Here is an 18627-nt window from a genome sequence, read left to right on the forward strand (position 1 = left end):
GCTTATATCAAAAACACCGCTCATAAGGATCCTGGCATGCAACACGATGCTCTTTATTACCCCAGCGCTTCACGCCGCATGGCAACGTTCGGTAAGCGTGGCATGGTCGCCACTTCGCAGCCATTAGCGGCGCAGGTGGGTATCCGTATTTTGCAACAAGGGGGAAATGCAATTGACGCCGCGATTGCCACCGCGGCTGCGTTAACGGTGGTCGAACCTACCTCTAATGGAATTGGTAGCGACGCTTTTGCGATTGTCTGGGTCGACGGCAAACTTCATGGCCTCAATGCCAGCGGCCCAGCACCAAAAGCAGCGACCATTGAAGCTCTAAAAGCGCTCGGCCATGAGGTGATGCCCAACCACGGCATGTTGCCTGTCACCGTGCCCGGCGCCCCTGCTGCCTGGGCAGCGCTTTCAGAGCGCTTTGGGAAGCTGCCGTTCGCCGAGTTGCTGGCCCCAGCGATTGCGCTAGCCGATGAAGGCTTCCCCGTCTCTCCGGTGATCCATCAAATGTGGAAGGAGGCTTTCTCCAACTACTCAGCGTACAGCGAAGCGTCCTTTAAACCCTGGTTCGATACGTTTGCCCCAGAAGGGCGAGCGCCAGAGCCAGGTGAACTGTGGCGCTCAGAAGGGCACGCTAAAAGCCTAAAAGCGATTGCCGAGACTCACGCTAAAGCATTTTATGAGGGCGAACTCGCCGAGGCTATCGACGCCTTTTCCCGCGAACACGGCGGCCTGTTGCGCAAAGAAGACCTGACGGCTTACCAAACGGAGTGGGTCGACCCGATTAGTATCCGTTACAAGGGTCACGATATTTGGGAAATCCCCCCCAACGGTAGTGGCATGATCGTACTGCAAGCGCTGGGTATGCTTGAGCACTTAGACCAAGACGAAAAAGACCCGGTTGAAACGCTGCATCGGCGTATTGAAGCCACCAAACTCGCCTATGTCGATGGCTTCGCGCATGTTACCGATCTCGACGCTATGCGCCCTACTATTGAGCAGATGCTGCACGACGATTATTTAAAATCACGGGCCGCCCTGATCGGTGAACAAGCCATTGATCCAGTACACGGTAATCCCATCAAGGGCGGCACGGTATATCTGGCAACCGCGGACAACGATGGCAACATGGTGTCGCTGATCCAGAGCAACTTCAAAGGCTTTGGTTCCGGTATGGTCGTCCCCGGCACGGGTATCAGCCTGCAAAACCGCGGCTGGTCCTTCTCCCTCGACCCGCAGCACCCTAACGCACTTGCTCCCGGCAAACGCACCTACCACACTATTATCCCGGGCTTTATCACCAAAGTTAATGAAGCCGTTGGGCCCTTTGGTGTGATGGGTGGCTATATGCAGCCCCAAGGGCATGTGCAGGTGGTAACAGCCATGCTTGAGGATCAATTGAATCCGCAAGCGGCGCTCGATATGCCGCGCTGGAAGTGGACCAAAGGCAAAACCATCGAAGTCGAAGCCGATTTCCCCAATCACCTAGCACTGGCACTCGCCCGCCGCGGGCATGACATCGTCAAGGTCGCAGACTCGATTAGCTTTGGCCGTGGCCAAATCATTCTGCGCGACCCTAAAACCGGCGTGCTGCAAGGCGGCACCGAACCGCGCACAGACGGGGCGGTGCTTCCCTGGTAAATCGTGGCCCTGGTAAGCCACGACTGAGATAAGCCGCAGCCTATCCACTCCTCTCCGCCGCGTTGCCGTTGAAGGCAACCGGCGGTTGAGCTGGCTATCCACGTTCAACCACCGCATCATGGCACTCTTTTTTGTGAGACGTCTGCCAAGTTGCCTATGCCCCCACCCGCTTCTGAAACCTCCTCTTCGCCGTTAAGCGGCTTTTTTGGTGTCTTCCGTTACAGTCGACGCGCGCTTGGCTTAGTCTGGGAAACCTCACGCTGGATGATGCTTGGGTTAGCGCTCTGCACCCTGGTGGCCGGCGTGCTGCCTGCAGTGGCGGCCTGGGTCGGGCAGTTAATTGTCGATGGCGTGGTGAATGCCATGGAGGCGCATCAGGCGGCTTCCGAGCCCAGCTTATTGGCGTCAATCACACCTGTGCTGAAGCTGGTGGGCATAGAGGCACTCATCATTGCCGCAATAGCACTCGCCCAGCGTGGGCTTTCTGCCCAACAGTCGCTATTGAGAGCACTTCTTGGTCAGAAGGTTAACGTCATGATCCTGGAAAAAGCAGGCTCGCTGTCGCTCAGCCAATTTGAAGATTCAGAGCTTTACGACCAGCTTACCCGGGCACGGCGCGAAGCCTCAACGCGGCCACTAGCGCTAGTCAACAAAACCTTTGGCTTGCTGCAAAACGCTATCTCGCTAGGCAGCTTCGGCGTGCTTCTGGTGCAGTTCTCCCCCTGGGCGCTACTGATATTGGTGGTGGGCGCCCTGCCGGTATTTATCTCGGAGGCTAAATTCTCAGGTGATGCCTTTCGCCTGTTTCGCTGGCGCTCGCCCCAAACCCGTATGCAGATCTATTTGGAGACGGTACTCGCCAGAGAAGACAGCATTAAAGAGGTCAAACTGTTTGGTCTCGAAGAGCTGTTTCTGAAGCGCTACCGCGATATTTTTACCCAGCTGTTTGCCGAAGATCGTCGCCTCACGCTGCGTCGTGAAAGCTGGGGGTTTCTGTTGGGATTGCTGGGCACCTTAACGTTTTACGCGGCTTACGGCTGGGTCGTGGTTGAAACGATCGCTGGGGCACTTACCTTGGGCCAAATGACCATGTATTTGATGGTTTTCAAACAGGGCCAAGCGGCGCTCTCTGCCAGTCTTACCGCAATCAGCGGGATGTACGAAGACAACCTGTACCTTTCCAACCTTTATGAGTACCTGGAGCAACCCGTAGAAGCCGAGACAGGTATACTCAATCAGGGCGCCCTGCCCGGCGACGGGCTGCGCTTTGAGCACGTTAGTTTCTCTTATCCTGGGGGCGATTCTGTTCTCCAAGATCCGGTTCTGCACGATATTTCCCTGCATCTCTCCCCTGGCCAGAGCCTAGCCTTAGTCGGAGAGAATGGTTCAGGCAAGACCACGCTGATCAAGCTATTAACACGGCTCTACCACCCCACTCGTGGCCGGATTCTATTAGACGGCAGCGACTTACGTGACTGGAGCACGCAAGCACTGCGTGATCGCACGGGTGTGATTTTTCAAGACTTCGTGCGCTACCAACTGCAGGTGGGTGAGAATCTGGGTGTGGGCGATACCCATGCTTTCGATGATGAGCAGCGCTGGCAGCAGGCCGCACGTCACGGTATGGCGGATGACTTTATTACTCGCATGGCCAACGGCTACCAAACCCAATTAGGTCGTTGGTTTAAAAATGGCCAGGAACTCTCCGGCGGACAGTGGCAAAAAATAGCCCTTTCGCGGGCGTACATGCGCGAAAACGCCGATATCATTGTGCTCGATGAACCCACCGCAGCAATGGATGCCGCCGCGGAGGCCGAGGTTTTCGCTCGTTTTCGCGAACATAGCCGCGATAAGATGGCTATTTTAATATCTCACCGTTTCTCGACCGTGCGCAGTGCGGATCTCATTTTAGTGATCGATCAAGGGCATATCATCGAGCGGGGTACCCATGAGGCGCTGCTGGAAGCGAGTGGTCGCTATGCGAAGCTGTTTAAGCTCCAAGCAGCAGGTTATCAATAAGCCTTAAAGATAAATAATTCTTATTACAGTTATCATTAAATCGTTAAAAGGCTAGTTAAAATATAGAACGTGAACAAAAGTGACAAGTCCCATTAAAATATCGACCGCGCTAATACTTTAACGGTAATGTGCACTCATTGTTTCTAACCCCAGGAGTGTTACATATGAACCGCCTCCATCAGATAAAAATTAAATACGCCCTCGCCTTCATTAGCGTTGCATTAGCCCTACTGGTTATTGTAGTAGCCGATGCACTGCTCGTTAATATGGTTAAAAAGCGTTTAGATACGTTTATTACTAACTACATCCCAGCCACGTCCGCTACCCTTAACGGCGATCGTGATCTTTACCAAGCGCGGGTAGCGGAAATTGAGTATCTACTATCCAGTCCCGACAGCGAGCGGGCAGCAGCGCTAATCGCTGATTTTGAGGAGAATGCACAGCAGGCCTCCGAGCGTATGGGGGTGTATGCCGAATTAATGCAGGACAACCCAAAACTAACCACGCAGCTAGCCAATTTTGAGACGCTGTATAGTGAGTGGAAACAGGAAGCAGAGCAGGTTTTTGAACTTCATCAAAACGGCGAGACGGCTAGAGCACTAAGCATGCTATCTGGCTCTTCATTAGAGCATTTTAACGCATTGCGGGATGTCTACGATGTTTCAGGAATAAACATTGAAACCGCCACCTATCAAGCAGAAGCAGCCGTTATTAAAAGAATCCAATTACAACAAACCATTACGATTATAATTGCATTAATCATTTTTATTGCTGCAACGCTCATTGCTCTTTTAGGACCGTTAATGATGTCACGGGCGATACGTCAAATTAGTGGCCGCATAAAAGAAATTACCGAAGGTGATGGAGATTTAACCGCGCGTATTGAAAGTAATCGCCGTGATGAAATTGGCGAACTCGCCCAGCAGTTTAATGGCTTCATTAAACGTATTGACGATACGCTTCAGTCAGTTAGCAGCAGCACGGCCAGCCTTCAGCACGCCTCCAGTGAAATCGCCAAAGGCAGCCATGAACTCGCAGCGCGCACTGAGCAAGCGGCCGCCAACCTGCAGCAAACCTCGGCCTCCATGGAGGAGATTGCCGCAGTCGTGAACAACGCCTCCGATTCGGCGCAGCAGGCTGACCAGCTTGCGCTCTCAACTCGTGATCTCGCTCAACAGGGCTTGCACTCCATGCAAAGCGTGGAGCAGACGATGGATACCATCAATGACTCCTCTTCTGAGATCAGTAATATCGTCAGTTTGATCGATAGTATCGCTTTTCAAACCAATATCCTCGCACTCAATGCGTCGGTAGAGGCTGCTCGCGCGGGTGAGCATGGCAGAGGATTTGCCGTGGTAGCTCAAGAGGTGCGTATCCTGGCCAGTCGTTCAAGTGATGCTTCAAAAAATATTGCTACCCTGATCAATACCTCGTTAGGGCGTACAAAATCGGGTGTTGATCAGGTCAAGAAAACCGGTGACACCATGCAGGAGATGGTTAAGAGCATTGAGCGTGTGGCTGACGTTATTGCCGAAATCAGTGCAGGCGCTAAAGAGCAAAGTGTGGGGATAGGACAAGTCAACGACGCTGTGAACGAGCTGGATAGCATGACACAGCACAATGCCTCCATGGTGGAAGAATCCAGTGCTGCCGCAGCAGAGCTGAGAGAACAAGCCGATCGGCTAGGGAAATTAGTGGGGGCCTTTAAACTTAGCAATACAAATGAACAACCCACCTTAAGCAAAGCAGCGCCTGCCCCGTCAGCGAATAAGCCATCGTCTACGACTGCCTCACCGCGCCGTTTAGTAAGCCACCAGCAACCCGAGTGGGAATCATTCTAAGACACCTTCATAACTCTCTCCTCTTCCTTGGGCTTCCTCCTTAGCCCAAGGAAGCTTATTACTTGCTGAATGACTATTTTCCCGTTTCACTCAACGTGCTGTATAACAATAGTGGCTATCCGATAGCGGTAGTTCACGATACAGGTCAGCAGGAACCGCCTATGCAGTCGAATGCTTTAATCATTGATGATGATCTTGATGTCCAACTGCTGGGTAACATGCTGCTCGGGCAGCACGGTTATGCCGTGGTAACGGCAAGCAGTTTCGGAGAGCTGGCCCGCCAGCCTGAGCTACTCAATGTAGAATTAATTTTACTTGATATTGGCCTGGGAGAATTTTCGGGCCTTGATGTATTGGATTACTTATATGACCTGCGCTTAAACGCTTCGGTTTTATTAATCAGTAGCTGCTCTAAAGAAACCGCCGCCTATGCCATCGAAGCTGGCAGAGAAAAAGGCCTTCACATGCTAGGATTTTTACCAAAAGCGAACCTACTCACCAACCTTAAGACATTTCTTGAGCCGTTAAAAAAGATTCCCAAAGCCCCCACACGGGAAGAACTGGATAATGCTATTCGTGATAAGCAGTTTTTTTTAGAGTACCAGCCGAAAAAAGAGCTTCCACGGGGCCGGATTATGGGAGTTGAAGCATTAGTACGTTGGCGTGATCCTGAGCGCGGGGTACTTTATCCCGACGCCTTCATCCCCCTGGCAGAGCAGAGCGATCTAATGGTTCCGCTCACCTGGCTCGTTATTGAGCTTGCGCTAGCACAGCAGGCCGAGTGGCAAGCGCAAGGATGGCGTCTGAACGTCGCGATTAATATGACGGCTGCGTTTATTAAAGAAGAAAAAATGCTTGAAAAGTTTGACCAGCTCACCCGCCAGTGTGGCGTTTCTCACTCCGGGTTAACTCTCGAGCTGACCGAGTCGGTGGGCGTTGAGTGCTTGGGCTACGCTTGCCATATATTGAATGCGTTGCAGCAACGTGGCTGCCAACTGGCGCTAGATGACTTTGGCACTGGGTACTCCTCCCTCATACAACTCCATCGACTACCTTTCAGCGAACTCAAAATTGATCGGAGTTTTGTCTCACGTATCGAACATGACAGGAATGCTTTGGCGATCACTGCATCAATTATCGACTTAGGCAGACGCCTGGGGCTCAAGGTAGTCGCAGAAGGAATCGAAACGGCGGCGCAGCTCGCTCTACTGGTTGAAACGGGATGCACGCTGGGACAGGGCTATTTTATTGCTCGCCCATTACCAGCTCCCGCCTTTAATGCGTGGCTTAGTCAACAGTTGCCCGCCGCCTCAGTGGCTTAGCAGTGTCATTGGCAGACTAAGGGCAGAGGACACCCTCTTGTTGCAAGGCTTGATGAGTAGCAACCTTCAAGACTTTGATGCGTTCGATGTAAAGCGCTAACTCGCTTGTTGACGCTTCAAGCGCCCTTAGCTCTAATTGGCTAGCTTGCTCGGCAATAGCAATACACCCTAACGATGAAGCAGCCCCCTTGAGAGAGTGTGCTTCATGGCCCAGTGCGGCACGATCTTCTGACTGCCAATAAGCTTTGAGCCGAGTGTGACGATCGTCAAGTCGCGTTAAAAAGGTGGTCATTAGTGCGTCTAAGGCACTTTGCTCGAAGGTCTCTTTCAACTCATCGCAAATACGCTCGTTCAGCAGAGGAAATACCGCCTCCCCCTGCATTACTTGCGGAAGCGCTTCCGCAGTGTGATGTAAAGGGGCGCCCATAGCGATTTCATTCGACTGTTCAGACGCCAGATAGCGACACACCACCTGATACAGCTCATCCCGCGTGAACGGTTTGTGGATCATATCGTCCATGCCACTCTGCATGCAGCGCTCTCGGTGTTCAGGCATCACATTGGCAGTCATTGCGACGATGGGCAGCCTCTTCAGTTGATACGCATGCTCATATTGGCGCCATTGGCGAGTGGTCTCTGTACCGTCTAGCACAGGCATTTGCATATCCATTAATATTAAATCGAACCTGCCGGGATCGGCTTTCAATAGCTGGAGAGCCTCCTGGCCGTTTTCAGCAATTATGACCTGCTGGCCAAGCCTCTCCAGCATTACCTTAGCTACTTTTTGATTCAGTGGGTTATCCTCAACAACTAAGATATGTTGATTTGCCTCCAGTGCATACTGGCTTTTGCCACTTTGATAGGCCGTCAGCGGCTCGGTTTCGGGCATCGTCACCTTGAACCAAAACCGGCTACCCAGCCCCTGCTGACTGTTCACCCCGATGTCGCCCTGCATGGCTTCGGCCAATCGCTTGCAGATCGCCAGTCCAAGACCTGTTCCTTCATGACGACGTGCTATAGAGGTATCTACTTGCGTGAAAGCTGAGAACAGCTGGGCCTGGTCCGCTGCAGCAATACCGCAACCGGTATCGTGTACTTCAACTAAAATAGTGTCGTTTTCAAGAGGCTTTACATGACATTTAACAAATCCCTCTGCGGTGAACTTAAAAGCGTTATTGATTAGGTTCATGATCAATTGGCGCAGGCGTGCGATATCACCCATTACATAAGGGGGAAGGGCAGAATCCATAGAATAACTGAAGGTTACCTTGGATTTTGGCTCCCGCAGTACATAGCTTTCACACAGCTGATCAATACACTGGTGGAGATTAAATGGCTGATAATCGAGATCAAGACGCCCAGACTCAATTTTAGTGTAATCGAGAATATCGTTAATCGCGGCGCGTAAACTCTCTGCGCTGCGTTTCAAGGCAGCCAAATATGCCCCGGCTTTCGCTGTTTTGACCTCTTCATTTAATAAATCCGCCATCCCCACTACGCCATTCAACGGCGTACGAATTTCATGGCTCATAACGGCCATAAACTCAGATTTTGCCAAGCTGGCTTTCTCTGCGCGATTGGCAGCCTCATTAAGCTCTTGGCTCTTGGCTTCCAAGGCTTGTGCTTTAAGGTTACTGGAGCGCCCTTCTAGAATCAGCGCGCGCACCAACATACCGCCTGAAAGCATTAACAGAATAATGAGCACCAGTACCAAACCGTAGAGTTGCGTCAATACCCGACGCTCCTCGCTACGCATAAAGGAAACATGGGCATTCGTTTCGTTTAAGATAGTTCCCGTGAGCTGTTGGAGCGTCGATAACCTCTCCAGGAGATCCAGCATCAGCGACGTATTTAAAGCGGCGGAAGAATCCCATAACGGTTCAAGCAGGGTTTCCATTTCCAGAATCAGCCCTTGAGCTTGCCGGATAACGTCCTCCACCCCTTGTAAATTATTGACTGCTTTCCCGATCTCGCCTTGAAAAAAGAGTGATTGTCGACTGAAGAGGATTTCATAACGTATCAATAGATCATCGACAGTGGCGTTATCAGAGCCCAATTCAAGTAGGGTCAGGCGAAGCTCACGCACCTCTCGGTCGAACTGGTACCCAGCCCATAACAAATTTTCAAGCAGTCGGTTTTCCAACGCATGCTGGCGATTAAAGATTACGCCGCCAGTGGTTAACGCAGAAAGAAAAAAAAGGATCGCTGAGAATGTAGCGACCCTGATACGGCGAGAGAAATAGAACTTAAAAAAGGCTAGCATGACAACTACTCGGTTGGAGATTATTCAACTTCAATACGCTTTACCTGCCACACCGAACGCGAGAAGATCTCTTCATTCAAAAGTTCAGGGTGTTTATCAAAAGGATAAATAACAAATAGTGGCCCCTGATCGCGGATACGCAGTGTTTTACCGTTCGCCTGCATGGCCAGTATGACATCAAGATTCTCAAAATCAGTGACCGGTATCGTCGCCGCATACTCATTCAGCGCCACCACACGCATATTATCCCCCGTGGCCCCAGCAGCATTCAAAACTGCTCTTCCCAATGGGCCAATGAAGCGCACTTCGCCATCGTACCAAGGTGTCCGAGTCACTGTTTCGTGCTGAGCCAAAATCTCCAGCATCGCTTTGTCAAAATGAGCTTCATCCCCGACGTTTGGCTGGCCCACGTTGCCACTGATTACTAAAATCACCGGGCCTTCAGGGGCATCCAGAGCAATGGCGGATGACGATAACAGACCGATACCCACCGCAGCGGTTAGAGCCATGAATTTTCGGACCACAAAGCGACACCCCATGCTGCACCTCAATGCCAACGTTAAAGTGCAACCAGTATATATCGGCCATTTAGCGGTTAACTGTGAACCTTTGTGTCAACGCACCTTCCTCAACTATACTTAAAAGATGAGCTTTATACTCTCTCAGGAATGACAATTACTAAAAACAGCAAGGGAATTCATCATGCATATTGGTGTACTTGAAGATGACCTTGATCAGCAAATTTTTATTAAACAGTGCCTACTGACGGCCGGTCATCAGGTGTCTTTATTTACCCGTTCTAACGAGCTGCGCCGCGCTACCCTGCAGCACACCTTCGATTTTTTTATTATTGACTGGCGGCTCCCGGATAGCTGCGGCCTGGATATGGTTGCTCATCTACGCCAGCATGACAGCTGGCAAGGTCCTATCCTGTTTATTACCGCCAGCCAGGATGAAGATGATGTTGTTAAAGCGCTTGAACACGGCGCGGATGATTTTCTTGCCAAACCGCTTCGTCCCAATGAACTGATTGCCCGGGTGAGCGCTCTCGGAAGGCGGTCAGGCTATTCGACACCGCGCGCTGCTTCGTCATGCCCCGATACGTTCACCCTGCATACCGATGAGCACTATATCAGCGTGGCAGATAGCGCCGTTGACCTAACCGAACGCGAGTATCGGTTAGCCGCGCTGTTCTTTTCCAAAATTGGCGAGCTGATAACACGCGCGCATTTATTGGAGTTGATATGGGGCATTAAGGGCGATGTATCGACCCGCACGGTGGACACCCACGTGAGCCGCCTTCGCCGCAAGCTGGAGTTGGATGGCCGCCACGGCTTGCGCCTGCGCAGCGTTTACCAATCAGGTTACCGGATGGAAACGTGTCAAGTGACTCAGGATGAGCAAATAGCTAAATAAGTTGAGGCCCCATCATCGTATCCACATTGCGGAGCCGCTTGGCATAGCGAGGGCCCCGGCCACCCATTGTGGCCGGGGCGTTTAAATCTTCAGGTAAGTGGCAGACATAGAGCCAAAGCGCTTGATAAACATGTCTAAATCGCGCGACTGAACATCAAGCGGCTTGGCTATATGCCTGTTTTACTCCCTGCTTATTCATCCGACCTTTACGGGAATAACTGCCTTTGCCCTTTTTAGGCGTTTGCTGCTGCATTTTAAACATGGGCGTGCGCAGTTGCGCTTTTAACGCGTTATCTTGAACCTTACCGTGTTTCATCATTAACTCCGTGCTTTTAACAATTAACAATGCCTGCTTCTAGCAGGCATCGAACAAGACAGCAATTCACTTTCAGCGTTCCTCGCCTTGCCTATTCCGGCCGCTTACTCATCCCAAGCGGGCGCGAAATCCGGGTTAGCAATCCGCTCTTGGCGATCCAACATGGCAATATCGGCCATTTCACTGTCGCTTAGTACTAAATCAAAGGCAGCAATATTGCTTTGAATATTCCGCGCCTTGGTGGAAGACGGAATGGTGATCATATTGCGCTGGTTTACCCAGGCCAAGGTAATTTGCGCAGGCGTTACGCCATGGGCGCCGGCAATTTTCTGAAGCGTCGGGTCTTCCATTACCTTACCCACTGCCAACGGCATAAAGGCGGTGACCTGAATACCTTGGTGCTCGCAATGCTCCACCAGTTTACGGTTCTGAAGGAAAGGGTGAACCTCAATCTGATTGGTCAGAATTTCACCTTTGCCGAGGATACTAATCGCTTCATCCACCTGCTCGCAGGTGAAATTGGAAATACCAATATGGCGCGTTTTACCTTCTGCTTTGACTTCTTTGAGAGCCGTCAAATAATCCGCCATCGGCACTTCATCGTTGGGCGATGGCCAGTGAATCAACAACAGATCAACGTAACCTGTGCCCAACTTCTGGAGGCTTTCGTCTACGCTGGCCTTCAGCGTGGTGGGGTCGAGGTTGTCAAACCATACCTTGGTGGTGAGGAAAATATCGCTGCGGTGCACATCGCTGTCGCGAATCGCCTCCCCTACATCCGCTTCGTTACCATAAAACTGCGCCGTATCGATGTGCCGATACCCTGCCTCAAGCGCCGCATGAATACTCTGCTTGAGCGTATCGCCTTCCAGGCGAAAAGTACCGAAACCAGGGTTAGGCATTACCTTCTGCATCATTAACATCCTTTTCTATTGATAGCGTGTTAACTAACATGGGGTGGCCACTACCTTACTTCAACCCTTTGCGCTTAAAACTATGCCCACCATGAAGACGCCATGACCTCCTCAACCGACGCGCCAAGCAACACTTCAGAACGTTTAATGCCATTGTATCGTCAACCCGGTTTTTTGAGCTTTTTGCTGTCGCGCTTAGCAGCCGTGTTTGCCATGCAGATTCAGGCGATTGTCGTCGCTTGGCAGGTTTATGACATTACCCGTGACCCCATGGCACTAGCCTATGTGGGGCTGGCGCAGTTTCTACCCATGGTAGTGCTACTACTGCCCGCAGGGGATTTCGTTGATCGTTTTTCGCGTAAACGCATTTTGCAACTGAGCTGGACCGTGCAAGGGCTGTGTAGTGCGCTGCTGCTCACCCTTTCATTGAATGGCAGCCAAGCAGTGTCAGGCTTTTACGCGGTGCTCGCACTGTTTGGCTCGGCGCGTGCCTTTACTGGCCCTGCCCTACAGAGCTTGCTGCCCAATATTGTGCCTCGCGCGCAGCTTGCCTCCGCGATTGCGCTGAATAGCTCGATCATGAAAATAGCGGTAATTGGCGGTCCGCTGCTTGGGGGCATTTTATATGGTTTGGGTGGCGGCGGTTTGGCCTACAGCGTGTGTTTAGGCTGTTTTGTATCCGCCCTTGGGCTACTGCTACCCGTGCCCATTCGCTATGTGGAAGCTGCCCACGTGCTGGAGAGTACGGCCGTAAAGCGTTTTACCGCGGGCATTCGCTATATTCGCCATCAACCCATCATCCTCGGTGCTATTTCGCTGGACCTGTTTGCGGTGCTGTTAGGCGGGGTGGTGGCACTGCTACCCATTTACGCCCAGGAAGTGCTTCATGTTGGGCCAGAAGGGCTAGGTGCTTTGCGTAGCGCTATTGCGGTAGGCGCCTTGTTGATGGGGCTGTACTTGGGCATCCGCGGTATCAAGCGCCGTGCCGGTGTGGTCATGTTTGCGGCCGTGGCTATTTTCGGCATGGCCAATCTAGTGTTTGCCTTCTCGACGTTTTTCTGGCTTTCCATGATAGCCATGCTGGTGGCCGGTGCCGCCGATATGATTAGCGTTTATGTGCGTATGACGCTCATTCAGCTTGCCACCCCTGACGCCATGCGTGGGCGTGTGAATGCGGTCAACATGCTGTTTATCGGCTCCAGCAATGAGTTAGGCGAATTCCGCGCGGGGAGTATGGCAGCATGGTTTGGGGCCGTACCCGCCGCCATCATTGGTGGTGTCGGTACATTAGCTGTCGTCGGTGCCTGGATGAGGTTCTTCCCAACGTTACGCCAGGTCGATCGCTTTGACGATGCGCGTTAATAACGGCCCGCTGGTTTTGCCTAACGCATTAACAGGGCAATCACCACCACCGCAAGCACCAACGACACGCCTTTCCAAAACAGCACCGGGTCACGTTCTAGCAGCGGTAACTGAGCGCGCTTCAGCAGTTCCGCGCTGGGTGAGCGCAGTTCATAAATAAACTCAGAGAGTGCCGGGTAGCGTTTGTGTGGGCTGGGGTGTAGCGCTTTTTTAAGCACTTCATCCACCCAGGCGGGCAGTTGCCTGTTTTCGTTGAGCGCCGATTGGTAGGCCAGTTTATGCTGCGCCGCCCGCGTTCTGGTTTTGGCCACCTCCGTGCCGTAGGGCAGCGTTCCGGTTAACAGTTGATAGGTGATGATGGCAAGGGAGTATTGGTCTGCTTGCGGCGTGCCACCTTCCCCCAGAAAATACTCCGGTGCGGTGTACTGCGCGGTGCCTAAAATATCGTGGCTAGAATGGCCATCGCTAACCGCTTCGGCGATGCCCGCTACTTTGGCGGCGCCAAAATCGATCAGTTTTATCGTGCCGTGGTTATCGATCATGACGTTATCGGGGCGTAAATCCTGGTGGAGCATTTCCAGGCGATGGAAAGCGCGTAGCCCTTTAGCGATCTGCTCAATGATAGGCCGTACAATGGCTAAGTCGGCGTTAGGGTGATCGCGCATCCACTGAGTCAGGGTTTGCCCTTCGATATAGGCCAGCACCGTGTAAAGGTAATGGCGAGGACGTTCTTGAGCGGGTGCTTTGAGCACATTGACGTTGTCGATGCGACGGGCAATCCACTCTTCGCGCACAAATCGCTCGATGCTTGCGGGGTCCTGACTTAACTCGGTGGAAAGGGTTTTCAGCGCGACTTGCTCGCCACTAGCGATTTCTTCCGCCAGGAACACATGGCTGCGGCTACTGGCATGCAGTTGGCGCACAATGCGATAGCCGTCTAGTTCACTCCCTGCACGCAGTTCTGGCGGCTGGGGTGACGCACTCAACGCCGCATAAAGCTCATCGGCATCGCCATCAGGCAACGTCTCAATGCGCACGATCTGAACGGTCAGGTTATCATCGCTGCCGCTTTCGATAGCTGCCGTAATCAGCGCCTCGGCCGCCGCATCAAGATCCCCCCAATGCGCATGAATAATGGCGCCCATGGTGGCCGCCGTAAGCCACTCATGAACGCCATCGGTGGTAAGAACGAACACATCACCCACGCTGATCGATAGGCGGCGGTAATCCAGCTCCAGGTGCTGACCGGCGCCCATCGCGCGGCTTAAATGGCTAACTTCTCGTGACGCCCAGAAGCGGTGGTCTTCGGTCAACGGCTCCAGCGTGTTGCCCGACAGTTGATAAATGCGGCTATCACCAACATGAAACAGGTGGGCGGTGGTGGATTTGATCACCATTGCACTCAGGGTACATACATAGCCGCGGTCCAGGTCGTAACGGTATTGGCTTTGCCGGGTTTGGGCGTAAAGCCAGGCATTGGTGGCCTGCAGCACTCGCTGAGCGGAGGTTTTAACAGCCCACGTCGCCGGGGTGGCGTAGTAATCGGTCAAGAACCCACCCACCGCTGCTTCACTTGCCTCTCGGCTTACCTCGCTGCTGCTGATCCCGTCCGCCAACGCAATGGCGATGCCTTTGGTGGCGCGCAGCGATTCATTGGGTAGGTAAGCGCCATAAAAATCCTGATTGCTCGGCTTGCGGCCTTTATCTGAGTGCTGGCCGAGCGAAATGGCCAGTGTTGCCATTGGCTAGCTAGCACCTTTGCTGAAATTACAGGCGGCGGCCAACGCAACGGGCGATGTGGAGACTCGTTGCACCACACTCCCCACCACAATCAAGCAGGGTGATGGCAAGGGGTGGGCGGCAAGCTTCTCGGGCATATCCGCCAGTGAACCCACCAAAGACTGCTGCTCGGGTTGGCTGGCATTGGCGACTAGCATGATGGGCCACTCATCAGGCAAACCCGCCTGGCGCAAGCCTTGGCAAATCGCCGTGACTTTGGAGAGCCCCATATAAAACACCAGCGTCTCCTCCTTACGCGCCAGCGCTGCCCAATCCGGCGTGCCGTCTTCGCGGCACAGTTGGGCAGTGACAAACCGCAACTGCTGCGCATGGCCACGGTCGGTGAGTGGAATGCCCATGCAGGCAGCGGCAGCAGAGGCCGCGGTAATGCCCGGCACAATCGTGGCGGGCACGGCGGCGGCGGCCAGGGCATCCAGCTCTTCGCCCATGCGCGCAAACACTGCTGGGTCCCCCCCTTTCAGCCGCACGACCGATTTTCCTTCGCGCGCCAGCTTAACCATCAGCGCACCGATCTCCGCTTGGGGTACGCTGTGATGGCCGCGGGCTTTGCCCACGTAGTAACGCTCACTGCCGCTGGGAATTAACGCTAGCACCTCATCGCCCACCAAACGGTCATACACCACAGCATCCGCCTGCATGAGTAAGCGTGCGGCCTTGAGGGTTAACAACTCTGCATCGCCGCTACCGGCGCCGACCAAGTACACATGCCCGGCACGACAGTGGTCCCGCCGCCCTTTTAGCGGCAGGCGTAATTCAGCGTTCTGCCTGCCGCCTAGCGACGACCGAAGCGCTGACGACAATCGCACCACCGCGTTAAACCACTTCATTAGCAAGGGGTTGCTTAGTGCGCGCATAGGGCCGTTCCTCTTCAATTAGAGATTTCAATTCGGGAATACAGCTACCGCACTGTGTGCCACAGGCAAGTCTAGCACCCAGCGCTTCTACGCTGGTGTCGCCTGCACGAATAGCATTGGTAATGGTAGTTTGGCCCACCTGGTGGCAGCTGCATACCACCGGGCCAGTATCCGTAGCGCCGTCATCACAGCCAGCGAGTAAACGGCGGCGATGGCTATCGCTCAATTGGGTATCGTTAAAACGGGCTTCCAACCACGCTAAGCCCGGCAGTTCATTGGGTGGGCCGACCATCAGCCACCAGCGCAGTTGGCCGTTTTCCACGCAGGCGGCACGCAGCCTTCCATTAGTCGGGTCTTGGCTAACAACCGACACTTCACCAGGCAGCCATGTTTTCAACTGTGCCAACCAGTCATTGATTGGCTGCGTATCAGCAAGCTGCCAACGCTGGCAGGCTAGCATGGGAATACGCGCCCAGTATGCGTTAGTGCACCAAGGGGTTGATACAGTAACGCCATCGGCAATTAGCAGAGTGGCCTGCCAATCAGTAGCAAGCGGCGACAACGCTACAGCGCCATGTTTGGCTTCCGGCTGACCGGAGAGCGGATCGGTGATGCTATCGATCAACGAGCTACTTTTGGCCTGGCGGGTAAAACAGTCGGTCCAGTGGATAGGCACAAACACTTCACCGCGGCGCTGGGCGTTGGACACCCGCACCCGGCCACGAAATTCACCTTTCGCGGCGGTTAATACCGCCAATGCCTGATCGACCACACCTGCAGCCTGAGCATCTTCAGGGTGCAAATCCATAAAGGGTTCTGCGCGGTGATTCATTAGCCGGGGTGCCCGCGCCGTGCGGGTCATTGTGTGCCACTGGTCACGAATTCGGCCAGTGTTTAAACGCAGCGGATAGGCGTTGCTCAGCGTCTGCTGAGGCCCTTGGGGATAAATTGCCAGCAGCTTGGCGCGGCCATTTGCGGTGGCAAACTCACCGTCTTCAAATAGTCTTGCAGTACCCTGTGGCGCCGTCACTGTCACCGGCCACTGGAGGGGGGCTAAGGCGTCATAGCCGTTTCGATCCAGGCCTACTAAGCCAGAAATATCAAACAATCGCTTCGGGCGGTCGGCCATGCCGTTTTCAAACCCAGAAAGGCGAGCATGTTCGTCGAAAATCTCCCAGGGATGCGTGTAATTAAAAGCATCGGCAAACCCCAGCTGTTTTGCCACCTCGCATACGATCCACCAGTCGTGACGCGCTTCACCAGGTGGCGGCAGCATGCCCCGCTGGCGAGAAATGCGCCGCTCGGAGTTAGTTACAGTGCCATCTTTTTCCGACCACCCCGAGGCAGGCAGCACGATATCCGCATAGGGCAGCAGATCGGTATGGGCGGCGCACTCGGATACGATCACCAGCGGGCATTTTTCCAGGGCGGCGCGTACTCGCGCCGCGTCGGGCAGACTAATGGCGGGGTTGGTCGCCATTACCCAGAGCGCTTTTATCTCGCCCCGCTCAATGGCCTCAAACAGCTCAACCGCTTTATAGCCTGGGCCTTCCGGCACGTTCGGCGTCAGTGTTTCAGTTGCCCAAAAACGGCTGACCAGTTCTCGGGCACCGGGGGTATGGTAATCCATATGCGCGGCCAGTTGATTAGCCAAACCGCCCACTTCGCGCCCACCCATGGCGTTGGGCTGGCCGGTAATCGAGAATGGCCCCGCCCCTGGCAAGCCGATTTTTCCACCCGCAAGATGGCAGTTGATAATCGCGTTGCACTTATCGGTGCCGCTGGCGGATTGGTTAACGCCCTGGGAATAAAGCGTAACCACATGCAGTTGGCTGGCAAACCAGTAGTAGAAGGTTTCCAGGCGCTCGGGGTCGACATCGCAGTTAGCCGCTACCTCCGCCACCGACCCAGCGGTTTGTTGTGCTGCCGCCAGGGCCTCTTCAACGCCATCGGTGTGACGCTCAAGATAGAGAGTATCGAGCTTTTCACGTTGCGCCATCCATGCCAGCAGCCCGTTAAACAGGTAAGCATCAGTGCCCGGTTTGATACCCAAATAGAGGTCAGCAATCTCGCAGCTATCGGTGACCCGCGGATCAATGACCACTAGTCGCATCAGTGGGTTGCGCTCTTTCGCCACTTTAATCCGCTGGTAAAGCACCGGGTGATTCCAGGCCAGGTTAGAACCTACCAACACGACCAGCTCCGCCTCCTCCAGATCTTCGTAGTTGCACGGTACCGCATCCGCACCGAAGGCACGCTTGTAACCAGCCACCGCTGAGGCCATACACAGTCGTGAGTTGGTGTCTAAATGAGGCGTGCCCAAGAAGCCTTTAAACAGCTTATTGGCCACATAGTAATCTTCCGTTAATAGCTGCCCCGAAAGGTACGCCGCGACGCTATGATTGCCATGTTCGGCCCGCTGAGCATTTAAACGCTCAGCGGTGGTGTTAAGTGCGGACGCCCAGGAGACCTCAACGCCATCTACGCGTGGATGCGTCAGGCGGCCCTGCTCGCCCAACGTCTCATGCAGCGCAGAACCTTTGACGCACAGCCGACCATAGTTCGCAGGGTGTTCACGGTCGCCTTCTACAGCACTCAGCGTGCCTGCTTCAACGGTTGCCGTCACGCCGCAGCCGACGCCGCAGTAGGGGCATGTGGTTTTGGCCTGAGTCATAGCTACTCCTCGGATTCCTCATTGGCGTCAGGCATAAAAAAACGCCCAGTCCCCTTCTCTAATGCGCACTATCAACGCATTAAGAGAAGAGGGCTGGACGTCGTTGCCACAGCGCACCTTCATCGGTGCAACACTCTTTGCAGTAGTCTCTTCAAACAAATGAAGACTTACTAACAGCTTCACATTTTTTTAACGGCTACTT

13 protein-coding genes are annotated in these 18627 nt (G+C 53.7%); 6 read left to right on the forward strand and 7 right to left on the reverse strand.

Annotated elements, in window-relative coordinates; genetic code table 11:
- Positions 1–36: 36 nt before the first annotated feature.
- From ACUN8H_RS02845 to ACUN8H_RS02860, 4 genes are all read left to right on the forward strand, one after another.
- Positions 37–1644 carry a gamma-glutamyltransferase family protein gene (locus tag ACUN8H_RS02845; RefSeq protein WP_445530652.1) on the forward strand — a complete coding sequence of 536 codons (1608 nt, stop codon included), beginning with the start codon at positions 37–39 and terminating at the stop codon, positions 1642–1644.
- Between the two features lie 156 nt (positions 1645–1800).
- Positions 1801–3663 carry an ABC transporter ATP-binding protein gene (locus ACUN8H_RS02850; RefSeq protein WP_445530653.1) on the forward strand — a complete coding sequence of 621 codons (1863 nt, stop codon included), beginning with the start codon at positions 1801–1803 and terminating at the stop codon, positions 3661–3663.
- Between the two features lie 164 nt (positions 3664–3827).
- Positions 3828–5504: a methyl-accepting chemotaxis protein gene (locus tag ACUN8H_RS02855; protein WP_445530654.1), complete on the forward strand. Its 1677-nt coding sequence runs from the start codon at positions 3828–3830 to the stop codon at positions 5502–5504.
- Positions 5505–5566: 62 nt separating this feature from the next.
- Complete coding sequence (locus ACUN8H_RS02860; RefSeq protein ID WP_445530655.1) at positions 5567–6826, forward strand: EAL domain-containing protein; 1260 nt, start codon at positions 5567–5569, stop codon at positions 6824–6826.
- A 16-nt stretch (positions 6827–6842) separates the two neighbouring features.
- On the opposite strand, the gene ACUN8H_RS02865 is transcribed toward ACUN8H_RS02860, so the two are convergent.
- Positions 6843–9089, reverse strand: a complete 2247-nt coding sequence (locus ACUN8H_RS02865) for an ATP-binding protein (RefSeq protein WP_445530656.1) — start codon at positions 9087–9089, stop codon at positions 6843–6845.
- A gap of 20 nt (positions 9090–9109) precedes the next feature.
- Entirely contained in the window at positions 9110–9598 is a 489-nt protein-coding gene (locus ACUN8H_RS02870; RefSeq protein WP_445530657.1) for a molybdopterin-dependent oxidoreductase, read from the reverse strand.
- A 193-nt stretch (positions 9599–9791) separates the two neighbouring features.
- Between ACUN8H_RS02870 and ACUN8H_RS02875 the strand changes: the two genes are divergently transcribed.
- Positions 9792–10505 (forward strand): response regulator transcription factor, encoded by a 714-nt coding sequence (locus ACUN8H_RS02875; RefSeq protein ID WP_445530658.1) that lies wholly within the window; start codon positions 9792–9794, stop codon positions 10503–10505.
- Between the two features lie 154 nt (positions 10506–10659).
- Here the strand turns inward: ACUN8H_RS02875 and arfA are convergent, their stop codons facing one another.
- Entirely contained in the window at positions 10660–10821 is a 162-nt protein-coding gene (gene arfA / locus ACUN8H_RS02880; RefSeq protein WP_445530659.1) for an alternative ribosome rescue factor ArfA, read from the reverse strand.
- A 104-nt stretch (positions 10822–10925) separates the two neighbouring features.
- A complete protein-coding gene (dkgB, locus tag ACUN8H_RS02885; RefSeq protein ID WP_445530660.1) occupies positions 10926–11744 on the reverse strand; it encodes a 2,5-didehydrogluconate reductase DkgB in 819 nt (272 codons plus the stop codon).
- 93 nt (positions 11745–11837) lie between these two features.
- Between dkgB and ACUN8H_RS02890 the strand changes: the two genes are divergently transcribed.
- Positions 11838–13097 carry an MFS transporter gene (locus ACUN8H_RS02890; RefSeq protein ID WP_445530661.1) on the forward strand — a complete coding sequence of 420 codons (1260 nt, stop codon included), beginning with the start codon at positions 11838–11840 and terminating at the stop codon, positions 13095–13097.
- A gap of 20 nt (positions 13098–13117) precedes the next feature.
- On the opposite strand, the gene ACUN8H_RS02895 is transcribed toward ACUN8H_RS02890, so the two are convergent.
- Genes ACUN8H_RS02895 through ACUN8H_RS02905 form a run of 3 tightly spaced genes read right to left on the reverse strand, consistent with a single transcriptional unit; the run spans position 13118 to position 18425 of the window.
- Positions 13118–14839, reverse strand: coding sequence for a protein kinase domain-containing protein (locus ACUN8H_RS02895; protein ID WP_445530662.1), 1722 nt, complete (start codon positions 14837–14839; stop codon positions 13118–13120).
- Positions 14840–14842: 3 nt separating this feature from the next.
- Positions 14843–15751, reverse strand: a complete 909-nt coding sequence (cobA, locus tag ACUN8H_RS02900) for a uroporphyrinogen-III C-methyltransferase (protein WP_445530663.1) — start codon at positions 15749–15751, stop codon at positions 14843–14845.
- On the reverse strand, positions 15711–18425 hold the full coding sequence (locus tag ACUN8H_RS02905; protein WP_445530664.1) for a nitrate reductase: 2715 nt from the start codon (positions 18423–18425) through the stop codon (positions 15711–15713). Before ACUN8H_RS02905 ends, cobA begins: the two co-directional genes overlap by 41 nt.
- Positions 18426–18627 lie beyond the last annotated feature (202 nt).

It is taken from the genome of Vreelandella sp. V005, from assembly GCF_052645115.1.

Bases quoted from the DNA above. Each gene is read 5' to 3' on its own strand.
- ACUN8H_RS02845 (WP_445530652.1), top strand. From the start codon at position 37: ATGCAACACGATGCTCTTTATTACCCCAGCGCTTCACGCCGCATGGCA.
- ACUN8H_RS02850 (WP_445530653.1), top strand. From the start codon at position 1,801: ATGCCCCCACCCGCTTCTGAAACCTCCTCTTCGCCGTTAAGCGGCTTT.
- ACUN8H_RS02855 (WP_445530654.1), top strand. From the start codon at position 3,828: ATGAACCGCCTCCATCAGATAAAAATTAAATACGCCCTCGCCTTCATT.
- ACUN8H_RS02865 (WP_445530656.1), bottom strand. From the start codon at position 9,089: ATGCTAGCCTTTTTTAAGTTCTATTTCTCTCGCCGTATCAGGGTCGCT.
- ACUN8H_RS02870 (WP_445530657.1), bottom strand. From the start codon at position 9,598: ATGGCTCTAACCGCTGCGGTGGGTATCGGTCTGTTATCGTCATCCGCC.
- ACUN8H_RS02875 (WP_445530658.1), top strand. From the start codon at position 9,792: ATGCATATTGGTGTACTTGAAGATGACCTTGATCAGCAAATTTTTATT.
- arfA (WP_445530659.1), bottom strand. From the start codon at position 10,821: ATGAAACACGGTAAGGTTCAAGATAACGCGTTAAAAGCGCAACTGCGC.
- dkgB (WP_445530660.1), bottom strand. From the start codon at position 11,744: ATGTTAATGATGCAGAAGGTAATGCCTAACCCTGGTTTCGGTACTTTT.
- ACUN8H_RS02890 (WP_445530661.1), top strand. From the start codon at position 11,838: ATGACCTCCTCAACCGACGCGCCAAGCAACACTTCAGAACGTTTAATG.
- ACUN8H_RS02895 (WP_445530662.1), bottom strand. From the start codon at position 14,839: ATGGCAACACTGGCCATTTCGCTCGGCCAGCACTCAGATAAAGGCCGC.
- cobA (WP_445530663.1), bottom strand. From the start codon at position 15,751: ATGCGCGCACTAAGCAACCCCTTGCTAATGAAGTGGTTTAACGCGGTG.
- ACUN8H_RS02905 (WP_445530664.1), bottom strand. From the start codon at position 18,425: ATGACTCAGGCCAAAACCACATGCCCCTACTGCGGCGTCGGCTGCGGC.